This window comes from Streptomyces sp. P9-A2 (assembly GCF_036634175.1).
Taxonomy (GTDB): Bacteria; Actinomycetota; Actinomycetes; order Streptomycetales; family Streptomycetaceae; genus Streptomyces; species Streptomyces pratens.
Genome location: NZ_JAZIFX010000001.1, coordinates 5,402,169 through 5,414,596, shown reverse-complemented (window position 1 = coordinate 5,414,596; position 12,428 = coordinate 5,402,169). Strand labels below are relative to the sequence as shown.

The following is a 12,428-nucleotide window of genomic DNA, read 5'->3' as shown; positions in this document are numbered from 1 at the left end:
GACAAAAAGGCCGTACCGCCCCGCAGCGACCGGAGAACCGCAGGTCGGCGCGGGTGGTGCGATGCGTCACGCCGGCCGCCGGCGCATCGCCCGGGCCGTGTGCACCATCAGGCCGTGTGCACCATCAGGCCGCATGTCCCCGTCAGGCCGTGTGCCTCCGGGGTCGCGCACCGCGCTCTCATGCGCCTCACGAGGTCGTGGGCACCGCCGCGATGGGTGAGCGTGCCTGCCTCCTCGTCGACGTGGAACGGTCCGGAGTACGCGATGTACGTGCTCGCCTCGTACCGGTGTTCCTCCGTCGTGCCGTCGAACCAGTCGCCCGGGGCGAACCCCGGCCGGTCGGCGCTGCTCAGCTGCGCCGACACGTACCCGTTGGGCGTACACATGATGATTCCCCGGGGGTCGTCGCCCATCCGTCCCGGTCACTCGACCACGTGCCGGCCCTCGGGGCGGGCGCTGCACGAGGCGCGGAAGGCGCAGTGGGTGCAGTGCTGGCCCGCGCTCGGGGTGAAGCGTTCGTCGAGGACCTTTCCGGCGGCCGTGGCGAGCAGGTCGCCGACCCACTCCCCCTGCTCCCTCCGCTCCCCCTCCAGCGGCTCCTGGGCCTGCACCTTGGGCAGGGTCTCTCCGCCGTCCCTTTTGGCGGCGGCCTGGCGCAGCTGGACCAGTTCGGCGCCACCCGTCTCGGGGCGGGTGCCGTCGAACACCTCGTCGACGGCGCCTTCCTGTACGGCGAGCTGGTAGACGGCGAGCTGGGGGTGGCGGGCCACCTCGGCGGAGCTGGGGGCGTGTTTGCCGGTCTTGAAGTCGACGACGTAGGCGCGGCCCTCGCCGTCGGCTTCGACGCGGTCCATCTGGCCACGGATGCGGACCTCGTAGTCGCCGGCTTCGAGCCGGACGTCGAAGTCGTGCTCGCTGGCCACCGGGGTGCGGCCGGCGCGGTCCATGACGTGCCACTTCAGGAAGCGTTCGAGTGCCACGCGCGCGTTCTGCTTCTCCTGCCGGGACTTCCAGGGCGCGTCGAAGGCGAGTGCGTTCCACACGGAGTCGAGCCGTTCCATGAGGACGGCGAGGTCGGCCGGGGTGTGCCCGGAGGCCACCTCGTCGGCGAGGACGTGCACCACGTTGCCGAAGCCCTGGGCGGCGGTCGCGGGGGCGTCGGCCTTCACCTCCCGGCCGAGGAACCACTGCAGGGCGCAGGTGTTGGCGAGCTGGTCGAGGGCGCTGCCGGAGAGCACGACGGGCTGGTCGCGGCTGCGCAGCGGCACCTTGCTCCGGGTGGGTTCGTACATGCCCCACCAGCGGTACGGGTGGGCGGACGGCACCAGGGGGCGGCCGTCCTCGTCGGCGAGAGCGGCGAGCCGGGCGAGCCGGCGGGCGGCGGCCTCCCTGAGGGTGTCGGAGACGCGCGGGTCGACGGTGGTGGCACGCAGTTCGGCGACCAGCGCGGCGACGGACAGCGGACGGCGCGGGCGCCCGGTGACGTCCTTGGGCTCGACGCCGAGTTCGGTCAGGAAGCGGGAGGGCTGGTCGCCGTCGTCCGCGGGGGCCTTCACGGCCGTCACGACAAGCCGTTCACGCGCGCGGGTGGCGGCGACGTAGAACAGGCGGCGTTCCTCGGCGAGGAGCGCGCCGGGGGTGAGCGGTTCGGCGAGCCCGTCGCGGCCGATACGGTCGGCCTCCAGCAGGGAGCCGCGGCGGCGCAGGTCCGGCCACAGGCCCTCCTGGACACCGGCCACGACGACCAGCCGCCACTCCAGGCCCTTTGCGCGGTGCGCGGTCATCAGGCGTACGGCGTCGGGGCGTACGGGGCGGCGGGTGAGGGTGTCCGCGGCGATGTCCTCGGCGTCGATCTCCTCCAGGAAGTTCAGGGCGCCGCGGCCTCCGGTGCGTTCCTCCGCGCGGGTGGCGGTCGCGAACAGGGCGCACACCGCGTCGAGGTCCCGGTCGGCATTGCGTCCGGCCGCGCCACCGCGGTGGGCGGAGCGTTCCAGTCGCGTGGGCCAAGGGGTGCCGTCCCACAGGTCCCACAGCGCCTCCTCGGCGGTGCCGCCGCTCGCCAGGCGCTCACGTGCCGTGCGCAGCAGCGCGCCGAGCCGCTGGGCTCCGCGCGCGTAGGCGGGGTCGTGCACGACCAGCCGCTCGGGTTCGGCCAGCGCCCGCGCGAGGAGTTCGTCCGAGGGCGGCGGCAGCATGTTGCCCGCGGCCCGCTCCTCCTCGCGCAGGGCCCGGCCGAGACGGCGCAGGTCGGCGGCGTCCATGCCGGCGAGGGGGGAGGCGAGCAGGGTGAGCGCGGTCTCGGTGTCGAGCCAGCAGGGTCGCTCCGGCTCCTCTTCCCGTTTCTGCCCCTGGTCCTGTTCCTGTCCCTCCCCCTTCCCCGGAGCCTGCGGCTCCTGCTCCGTCTCCTGCTCCGGCCAGTCGGCCGCCTCCGCCGTCGCCACCGCGCGCAGGGCCGTGAGCAGCGGGGCCACCGCCGGTTCGTGGCGCAGGGGAAGGTCGTTGCCGTCGACGTCCACCGGGACGCCCGCCGAGGCGAGGGCTCGGCGGACGACGGGAAGTGTGCGGGAGCCGGCCCGCACCAGGACGGCCATGTCGTTCCAGGCGACGCCGTCCTCCAGGTGGGCCCTGCGCAGGATGTCGGCGATGTTGTCCAGTTCCGTGCCGGAGGTCGGGTACGTGTAGGCCTCGGCCCGGCCGCCGCCCCGTGCCGGGGTGAGCTCCCGGTGGGCGCGGACCTTCTCGGCGGGCAGGCGGGACAGGGGCATGCGCTGGGTGATCAGGCGGGTGGCGGCCAGCAGGTCCGCGCCGGAGCGACGTGCGACGCGCAGCACCTCGACCGGGGCCGGTCGGCCGTCCGCGCGGGGGAACGCGTCGGGGAAGTCCAGGATGCCGTTCACGTCCGCACCCCGGAAGGCGTAGATCGACTGGTCCGGGTCGCCGAGGGCGACCAGGGTGCGGCCGCCGCCGGCCAGTGCCTGCAGTAGCCGTATCTGCGCCGGGTCGGTGTCCTGGTACTCGTCCACGTACACGGCGTCGTAGCGCGCGGCGAGCTGCCGGGCGGTCTCGGGGCGGCGGGCGAGGAGCACCGCGCGGTGGACCAGTTCGGCGTAGTCGAGGACGCCCTGCAGGTCGAGGACGTCGAGGTACTCGGCGAGGAAGGCGGACGCGGCACGCCAGTCGGGGCGTCCTATGCGGCGGGCGAAGGCGTCCAGGGCGTCGGGGGCGAGGCCCAGCTCGCGGCTGCGGGCGAGCACCGCGCGGACCTCGTCGGCGAAGCCGCGGGTGGTCAGGCAGGCGCGCAGCTCGTCCGGCCAGCGCACATGCGCGAGGCCGAGGCGTTCCAGGTCGACCTGGCCCGCGAGCAGCTCACGGACGGTGACGTCCTGCTCGGGGCCAGACAGCAGCCGCAGCGGCTCGACGAAGAGGTCGCTGTCCTGGTGGGCGCGGACCAGGGCGTAGCACAGGGAGTGGAACGTGGTCGCCCGGGGCGCGTGCGCGGCCCCTGTGCGCAGGGCCATGCGGTCGCGCAGCTCGACCGCCGCCCTGCGGCTGAACGTCAGCACGAGGATGCGTTCGGGGTCACCCCCGCGGGCGATGCGCGCGGCCACCGACTCGACCAGTGTGGTCGTCTTTCCGGTGCCCGGACCTGCGAGGACGAGCATCGGTCCGGTCCTGTGGTCAACCACGGAGCGTTGTGCGGCGTCCAGCCGAGGGAGGGATGTACGGGCCGGCGGGGTACGAACCAGTCGATGAACGCCACGGTTCCCCCGCCGCACCTGGGGGTGCGACAGGCCATTGGTGGAGAAAGGGGAGCTCACGTGGTTCGCCGGTCCTGGTGGGTGTGCTGGTTGCCGTTCCACCGCGTGTGGGGGGCGGTGGCCGCGGGGTCGAGGGGGACACCTGCGGTTGACGCTACGCCGACAGAAAGTATGGAAGCAGAACTTCCGCTTCTTCCCTCCCGCCGCATGCGCCACTCGTGTCACCCGCCTCACGAACGTACGTCATGTCACGGACGTGCCCCGTTTCCCCCGCACGGATCACAGGTCGTACGGCGGTACGTCCGATGGCGGAAGCCCGCTGAGGTGACCTCCCGCGCGCCCGCCTCCCCTCACGTGTCCGGCGGCGTCCGCGTGCCCGGCAGCGTCCGCGTGCCCGCCGCCGTCCCACCGCGCGCGCTTCATCTCGAGGCGTGGCAGATGCCCATCGGCGGCCCGGCTCGCCTCCTTCAGGGGAGTTCCCTCCGCGCGGTAGTGGTCGAGGGCTCTCAGCTCGTGGCCCGGCAACAGCACTCCGTCCGCGCGGACGACCCGCCACCACGGGACGGCTCCCCCGTAGAGCGCCATCACGCGCCCGACCTGCCGGGGGCCGCCCTCCTCCAGCCATTCGGCCACGTCGCCGTACGTCATGACGCGGCCCGGCGGGATCCGCTCGGCCACGTCGAGGACCCGCTCGGCGTACTCGGGCAGGGTGCCCGCATGCTCCGGGCCGGTGGCGGACGGAAGGCGCTGCTGGCTCATCCGGCCCATACTGCACCACCCCGCCGACAACGCGACCGGCGATGTGACGCGCACCGCGGCGTACATACGCCTCGCCCGGGAACCGTACTTCGGGCAGACTGTGCGACCCCGCACGTCGACCCTGCTGCCCGCGTGCGGCGGTGCGGCATGCCACCATCGTGCGGGCGGTGACTGGTGATACGAGACCAAGAAGAGGCAATGACGGAGCAGGGCGCGCACCCCGGGGACGCGGAGGGCACCCCTGACGCTCCGTCGCACCCGGACACCGGTCGCACCGATCCACAGACCGCCGACACCAAGGACGCCGGCACCGGGACGACCGGGAAGCAGGCTGCTCCGGACGCCCACCGCGCCGACGGCACGGACGGCACGGATCCGGCGTGCATCGAGGAGGTCGAGGGCGACGAGCCCCTGCTCCCCGCGCGCGTGCACCGTCCGTCCGATCTCATGCGGCTCCTGGTGGGTGTGTTCGCCATCGTGGTGCTGCTGGCGATCGCCGCGTTCGCCCACGGCACCACGTCGGGGCTGGAACAGGACATCACCAAGGGCACCGGTCAGGCGCCCGACCTGCTCATCAAGATCGCCGGTCTGGCCTCCAGCATCGCGATCCTCCTCGTGCCGGTCGCCTTCGCCATCGAACGGCTGATCAAACGGGACGGGCTGCGGATCGCCGACGGTGTGCTCGCCGCCGTCCTCGCGCACGGAGTGACACTCGCCACCGATCTGTGGGTCGCCCGGGCGGCTCCCGGTTCGATCCAGGAGGCGCTCACCCAGCCCTCCCCCGGCGACATCCACTCCCTCACCGATCCGGTGCACGGCTATCTGGCACCCGTCATCGCCTACATGACGGCCGTCGGCATGTCCCGCAGACCCAGATGGCGCACGGTGCTGTGGGTCGTGCTGCTCCTCGATGCCTTCTCGATGCTGGTCACCGGGTACACGACTCCGTTCTCGGTCATCCTGACGGTACTGCTCGGCTGGACCGTCGCGTACGGCACCCTCTACGCGGTCGGGTCGCCCAATGTGCGCCCCACCGGACAGACCCTGATGGCGGGCCTGCGCACCGTCGGCTTCCTTCCGGTGAGCGCGTCCCGCCAGGAGGCACCGGACGCCGCCGAGGCCGGGGACCGGGGCCGCCGGTACTTCGTCACCCTGGAGGACGGTCCACCGCTGGACGTGACCGTGGTCGACCGCGAGCAGCAGGCACAGGGATTCTTCTACCGCGCGTGGCGCAATCTGACCCTGCGCGGCTTCGCCACGCGCAGAAGTCTCCAGTCCCTGCGCCAGGCGCTCGAGCAGGAGGCGCTGCTGGCGTACGCGGCCATCGCGGCCGGTGCCAACGCGCCGAAGCTGATCGCGATGTCCGAGCTCGGCCCCGACGCGGTGATGCTCGTCTACGAGCACAGTGGCGGGCGCACCCTCGACTCGCTGCCGGACGAGGAGATCACCGACGCGCTGCTGCGCGACACCTGGCGTCAGGTGCAGGCGTTGCAGTCCCGCCGGATCGCGCACCGCAGGCTGGTCGGCGACGCGATCCTGGTGGATCCCTCCGGCACGGTGATCCTCACCGATCTGCGGGTCGGGGAGATCGCGGCCGGCGAAGTGCTGTTGCGTATGGACGTCGCCCAGCTACTGGTGACGCTGGGGCTGCGGGTGGGCGCCGAGCGCGCGGTGGCCTCGGCTCTGAGCGTGCTCGGCCCCGACGCCGTGGCGGACTGTCTGCCGATGCTTCAGCCGATCGCGCTGAGCCGCTCCACGCGCGCGACGCTGCGCCGGCTCGCCCGGGAGCGGGCCGAGCGCGAGCGTGAGGCGGTCCTGGAGGCCTCCCGGCAGGCCAAGCAGCTGCGCGCGGAGCAGGCCGCGGACCACTCGGGGAAGTCCTCGGCCGACGGGCCCGCCACGGCCGGAAAGCCCGACAAGACGGCCGGGAAGCCCGACAAGAAGGCTGTACGCGCGGAACAGCGGGCCGAGAAGCGGGCGATCGACGAGGCGCTGGAGGAGGCCCGCGAGGAGGACCTGCTCACCCAGATCCGGCACGAGGTGCTGCGGATCAGGCCGCAGGCGCCGGTCGAGCCGGTCCGCCTCGAGCGGGTGCGTCCGCGCACGCTGATCAGTTTCATCGCCGGCGCCATCGGCGGGTACTTCCTGCTGACGCAGCTCACCCACATCGAGTTCGGGCCGCTGATCGCCAACGCGGAGTGGGGCTGGGTGGCGGCGGCCGTGCTGTTCTCGGCCGCCAGCTACTTCGCCGCCGCCCTGGCGCTGCTGGGGTTCGTGCCGGAGCGGGTGCCGTTCGTCAGGACGGTGGCGGCGCAGGTCGCCGGCTCCTTCGTGAAGATCGTCGCCCCGGCGGCGGTGGGCGGGGTCGCCCTGAACACCCGGTTCCTCCAGCGGGCCGGGGTGCGGCCGGGGCTCGCGGTGGCGAGTGTCGGCGCGTCCCAGTTGTTCGGGCTGGGCTGCCACATCCTGATGCTGCTGGCGTTCGGCTATCTGACCGGTACCGAGAAGACGCCCTCGCTGTCGCCGTCCCGTACGGTCATCGCGGGTCTGCTGACGGTGGCGGTGCTGGTGCTGGTGGTGACCTCGGTGCCGTTCCTGCGGAAGTTCCTCTTCACCCGCGTGCGGTCGCTCTTCGCTGGCGTCGTGCCGCGGATGCTCGATGTGCTGCAACGTCCGCAGAAGCTGGTCACCGGCATCGGCGGCATGCTGCTGCTGACCGCCTGTTTCGTGCTGTGCCTGTACGCCTCCGTCCAGGCGTTCGGCGACGGGACGACGTCGATCAGCCTGGCCGGTGTCGCAGTGGTCTTCCTCGCGGGCAACGCGCTGGGGTCGGCGGCCCCCACCCCGGGTGGTGTGGGAGCGGTCGAGGCGACCCTGACGGTCGGTCTGATCGCGGTCGGACTGCCCAGCGAGGTCGCCGCGCCGGCGGTGCTGCTGTTCCGGCTGCTGACCCTGTGGCTGCCGGTGCTCCCGGGATGGCTGGCCTTCAACCACCTCACCCGCAAGGGAGCGCTGTAGCTGCGGCAGGCAGCGCGAGCAGGCGGCACGAACACGCAGTGAAAGCTACAAAATAGCAGGTCAGAGGGTTATCCACAGGCTTCCGCGGCGAACCCGGGACCTGCCTACCATGGCCTGACCGCCATCCGCCGCACGGTGTGGACGGCCCGCGAGGGGAATGTGGCACATGACGCGTTTCGTACGGTGGACGGCTCTGACGGCCTGTGCCGCGCTGCTGACGGCAGCATGCAGCGGTGGCGGCTCCGACGACCACGACAGGAGTGGCGGGACGGCGATCGACTGGGGTCGCTGCGAGGCCTCCGGGGACACACCCGCGCCCGGTGAGGAATGGCAGTGCGGCACACTCCGGGTGCCGCTGGACTGGTCGGAGCCGGACGACGGGACGATCGAGCTGGCGCTGATCCGGGCGAAGGCCACCGGGGACGACCGCCTCGGGTCCCTGCTGTTCAACTTCGGCGGGCCCGGCGGCTCCGGCGTGTCCATGATGCCCTCCTACGCCACCACCGCCTCGAAGCTGCGCGAGCGGTACGACCTGGTGAGCTGGGATCCGCGCGGGGTGGCCGCCAGCGAGGGCATCCGCTGCCGGGACGACGAGGAGACCCAGGCGGCCGAGTCGGTGGACTCCACCCCGGACACCCCGGCCGAGGAACAGGCGTACCTCGCGGACGCGGCGGACTTCGGCAAGGGCTGCCAGGAGTCGGCCGGCGAGCTGCTGGCCCATGTGTCGACCACCGACACCGCCCGTGACATGGACCGCATCCGGCGGGCCGTGGGCGACGACAGGCTCAACTACTTCGGCATCTCCTACGGCACCGAACTCGGCGGCGTCTACGCCCATCTGTTCCCGAAGAGGGTGGGACGGCTGACCCTCGACGCGGTGGTCGACCCGAGCGCCGACACCGTGGGGCACGCCCAGAACCAGACCCGCGGATTCCAGCGCGCGCTGGACAACTATCTGAAGTCCACCGGCCGGGACCCCGGGCGGGGTTCGCGTGAAATAGCGGAGCTGCTGGACCGGATCGACGCCGAGCCGCTGCCGACGTCCTCCAAGGGGCGGGAGCTGACCCAGTCGCTGGCACTGACCGGCATCGTCCTCCCCCTGTACGGCAAGGACGGCTGGCCGGTACTGACCAGCGCGCTGGAGGCGGCCGAGGAGGGCGACGGCTCGGAGCTGCTGGCGCTGGCCGACGGCTACAACGAACGGGACGCGTCGGGGAAGTACGGTACGACGACCCACTCGCAGCGGGCCATATCGTGTCTGGACGACAAGCAGCGGATGACCGCGGCCCAGACCGAGGAGCTGCTGCCGGAGTTCGAGCGGATCTCGCCGGTGTTCGGCCCCTTCCTCGGCTGGGACACGGCCGGCTGGTGCCACGACTGGCCGGTCCCCGGGCAGCACGACACCCCGGAGGTGAGCGCGCCGGGTGCCGCTCCTGTCCTGGTGATCGGCAACACCGGCGATCCCGCCACTCCGTACGAGGGCGCTCGGCGGATGGCGGACGAGCTGGGCGAGGACGTGGGGGTCGTACTCACCTGGGAGGGCGAGGGCCATAGCGCGTACGGCAGTGGGAGCGACTGCGTCGACTCCACCGTGAACGCGTATCTGCTGGACGGCACGGTGCCCAAGGACGGCAAGGTCTGCTCCTGACGGCAGCGGGGGCTTCACGCATCCGTGATGCGTGAAGCCCCCGCCCGGAACCTGCCCGGGACCCGCCCGGGATCGCGGTGGCGACCCGGGGCCGGCCGATCGGTCAGTAGATCGGCTTCGCCGGTTCGATCTGGTTGACCCAGCCGACCACGCCGCCGCCGACGTGGACGGCGTCGGCGAAGCCCGCGGACTTCAGGACCGCGAGGACTTCCGCACTGCGGACGCCCGTCTTGCAGTTCAGGACGATCTTCTTGTCCTGCGGGAGGCTCTCCAGGGCGCTGCCCATGAGGAACTCGTTCTTCGGGATCAGCCGGGCACCGGGGATGGAGACGATCTCGAACTCGTTCGGCTCCCGGACGTCGATGATCTCGATGTTCTCGCCCTCGTCGATCCACTCCTTGAGCTGCTTGGGAGTGATCGTGGAGTCGGCGGCCGCCGCCTGGGCCTCCTCGGAGACGACGCCGCAGAAGGCCTCGTAGTCGATGAGCTCGGTGACGGTCGGGTTCTCGCCGCAGATCGCGCAGTCGGGGTCCTTGCGGACCTTGACCTGGCGGTACTGCATCTCCAGGGCGTCGTAGATCATCAGGCGGCCGAGAAGCGGCTCACCGATGCCGGCGAGAAGCTTGATGGCCTCGTTGGCCTGGATGGAGCCGATGGACGCGCACAGCACGCCCAGGACGCCGCCCTCGGCGCAGGAGGGGACCATGCCGGGGGGCGGGGGCTCCGGGTAGAGGCAGCGGTAGCAGGGGCCGTGCTCGGACCAGAACACGGAGGCCTGGCCGTCGAAACGGTAGATCGAACCCCAGACGTAGGGCTTGTTCAGCAGCACGCACGCGTCGTTGACCAGGTACCGGGTCGCGAAGTTGTCCGTGCCGTCGACGATGAGGTCGTAGTCGCTGAAGATACCCATCACGTTGTCGGACTCGAGGCGCTCCTCGTGCAGGACCACGTTCACGTAGGGGTTGATGCCCTTGATCGTGTCGCGCGCGGACTCGGCCTTGGGCCGGCCGATGTCGGCCTGGCTGTGGATGACCTGCCGCTGCAGGTTCGACTCGTCGACCTCGTCGAACTCCACGATGCCGAGCGTGCCCACGCCGGCCGCGGCCAGATACATCAGCCCCGGCGAACCCAGGCCACCGGCGCCGACGAACAGCACCTTGGCGTTCTTCAGCCGCTTCTGCCCGGCCATCCCCACATCGGGAATGATCAGGTGGCGGGAGTACCTGCGGACCTCGTCTACGGTGAGCTCGGCGGCCGGCTCGACCAGGGGTGGCAACGACACGGGGACTCCGTTGGTCGGTCAATCACTACGGTTGTTCTTCTCCCCAACAGTGCCATGGCCTTTTTCATTCCGAGACACCCGTCCCGACCTGCGAGACGACACCGTCCCAGTAGCCGGGCAGCTGCTCCCAGGGGCCGATGCGGCTGTCGCGGTCGGTGCGGTCGGTGAACCAGAGGGTCGCGGCACCCTGCCAGCGGGCGATGCGCAGCGCCTCCCCCAGATGCGGCCGGGGCACTCCGTGGACGAAGTGGCAGAAGCGCTCGGGCGGGTGGTCGACGGTCCACTCGGCCGCCTGTGACCAGCGGTAGTCGTGCCACGAGCCGGAGAAGGTGACCAGTTGGTCGGCGATGTCGGCGTGGCCGGGGTGCGGGTGGGTCCCGTGGCCGAGGACGATGTGGGCGTCGTCATGGATCACCCGGAGGGTACGGACCGCGCGCCGGACCGCGGGGAGCGCGGCGCGGTCCGCGGGGCAGCGGTCCAGGAGGAACCCGTCGGCCTGGTACCAGTCGAGGAACCGGTGCGCGTCCGAGATCAGCTCGCCGAGGTCCCGGAGGCCATATGCCGAGTCGAGATGGCCCAGGATACGGACACCGGCGTTGCGCAGGCGGCCGGCCGCTTCCAGGCAGCTCGGGTCGGGTTGCACTCCGGGTCCGTCGGCCACGTTCAGGACGACCCAGTGCAGAGGGCTCGCACCTCCCGCGCGGGTGAGCCCGTTCCACTCGGCCGGGGCGAGAAGGGGGTGCGCCAGACCGGGCACCCCGAAGCCGGTACGGCCACCGGTGCCGGTACCGGGCCTGCTGTCGCCCGCGGCGGCCGGACGGACGGGACGAACCGGACCGCTCGGATGAACCGGACCGCTCGGGCGGCCCGGACCGCTCGGGTGACTCCGGTTGATCAGATACGACATGCCGCCTCCATCCAGATGTCGGCGAGGGATTCCTCGAGATTGATCCGGGGGCGCCAGCCGAGCCGGTCGCGCGCGGTGCGCACGTCCGCCTGCTGCCAGTTGCCGCAGCCGTCCGGGTACGGGAACCCGACCGAGGCCGCGTGCGGGTCGGACTCGCCGCGAGGGTGTCCGATGGCCGACCTGAGGTGCGGGGTGTGGGCGGTGTGAGCGGTGTGCCCCGTGTGACCGAGGTGACCGCCGTGGGAGGCGTGGGCGCCGGGCGGGCCGTCGAGCTCCTGGAGGGTGCCGCCGTATCCGGCCACGCGGGCGAGTACCGCGGCGGCGTCCCTCAGCCGCACGGCACGGCCCGAACCGATGTTGATGACCCCCTGCGCGGCGGAGAGCGAGGCCGCGTGCACGGCACGGGCCACGTCCCGGACGTCGACGAAGTCGCGCTGGACGCCGAGACCGCCGAGTTTCAGTTCGCCGTCGCCGGACTGCATGGCGCGGCGCATGGCCTCGGCGAGGCGGCCGAGCGGCGAACCGGCGGGGGTGCCGGGCCCCGCGGGCGAGAAGACCCGCAGGACCACGGCGTCCAGGCCGGAGCCGAGGACGAGTTCGGTCGCGGCGAGCTTGCTCACGCCGTACGGGCCGCCGGGGCGGGGGACCGCGTCCTCCGCCGTGGAGGAGTTGGCCTGGCTGGGTCCGTATTCGGCACTGCAGCCGAGCTGCACGAGCCGGGCGCCGCAGCCGCTGCGGCGCAGGGCCTCGCAGACGGTGGCGACGGCGACGGTGTTGTGCCGGGTGAGGTCGCGGGCTCCGCCGCGGGTGGTGCCGGCGCAGTTGACCACGACGCCGGGGTGGACGGCGTCGAGGAACCGGGTGAGTGCGCCGGGGCTGCCGGTGGCGAGGTCGAAGCGGACGTCGGCGTCGTCGCCGCGGCCGAGGACGGTGAGCTGGACGGCCGGGTCGGCGAGCAGACGGTCGGCGACGAAGCGGCCGATGTACCCGTTGGCTCCGATCAGCAGGACTCTCATCGGGTGGCTCCTGTGACGGCCGAGGCTGCTGGGCGGGTGA

Annotated in this window: 8 protein-coding genes; 2 read left to right on the top strand and 6 right to left on the bottom strand. The window is 72.2% G+C overall.

The annotated features are described in order from the left end of the window. Positions 1-107: 107 nt before the first annotated feature. The 3 genes from V4Y04_RS24735 to V4Y04_RS24725 all read right to left on the bottom strand — a co-directional run bounded on the left by V4Y04_RS24735 (position 108) and on the right by V4Y04_RS24725 (position 4,517). A complete protein-coding gene (locus V4Y04_RS24735) occupies positions 108-413 on the bottom strand; it encodes a lipocalin-like domain-containing protein (RefSeq protein ID WP_332430510.1) in 306 nt (101 codons plus the stop codon). A gap of 9 nt (positions 414-422) precedes the next feature. Continuing rightward, positions 423-3,818 carry an ATP-dependent helicase gene (locus V4Y04_RS24730; RefSeq protein ID WP_332430509.1) on the bottom strand — a complete coding sequence of 1,132 codons (3,396 nt, stop codon included), beginning with the start codon at positions 3,816-3,818 and terminating at the stop codon, positions 423-425. 219 nt (positions 3,819-4,037) lie between these two features. Beyond that, a complete protein-coding gene (locus V4Y04_RS24725; protein WP_332430508.1) occupies positions 4,038-4,517 on the bottom strand; it encodes an MGMT family protein in 480 nt (159 codons plus the stop codon). Between the two features lie 198 nt (positions 4,518-4,715). On the opposite strand from V4Y04_RS24725, the gene V4Y04_RS24720 reads away from it, so the two are divergent. Next, complete coding sequence (locus tag V4Y04_RS24720) at positions 4,716-7,535, top strand: lysylphosphatidylglycerol synthase transmembrane domain-containing protein (protein ID WP_332430507.1); 2,820 nt, start codon at positions 4,716-4,718, stop codon at positions 7,533-7,535. A gap of 166 nt (positions 7,536-7,701) precedes the next feature. Beyond that, complete coding sequence (locus V4Y04_RS24715) at positions 7,702-9,183, top strand: alpha/beta hydrolase (protein WP_332430506.1); 1,482 nt, start codon at positions 7,702-7,704, stop codon at positions 9,181-9,183. 103 nt (positions 9,184-9,286) lie between these two features. Here the strand turns inward: V4Y04_RS24715 and moeZ are convergent, their stop codons facing one another. From moeZ to V4Y04_RS24700, 3 genes are all read right to left on the bottom strand, one after another. Beyond that, entirely contained in the window at positions 9,287-10,465 is a 1,179-nt protein-coding gene (gene moeZ / locus V4Y04_RS24710; RefSeq protein WP_332430505.1) for an adenylyltransferase/sulfurtransferase MoeZ, read from the bottom strand. A gap of 64 nt (positions 10,466-10,529) precedes the next feature. Beyond that, complete coding sequence (locus tag V4Y04_RS24705) at positions 10,530-11,372, bottom strand: spherulation-specific family 4 protein (protein ID WP_332430504.1); 843 nt, start codon at positions 11,370-11,372, stop codon at positions 10,530-10,532. Then, a complete protein-coding gene (locus V4Y04_RS24700) occupies positions 11,360-12,388 on the bottom strand; it encodes an NAD-dependent epimerase/dehydratase family protein (RefSeq protein WP_332430503.1) in 1,029 nt (342 codons plus the stop codon). The genes V4Y04_RS24705 and V4Y04_RS24700 overlap by 13 nt, the downstream gene beginning before the upstream one ends. Between the last annotated feature and the right edge of the window lie 40 nt (positions 12,389-12,428).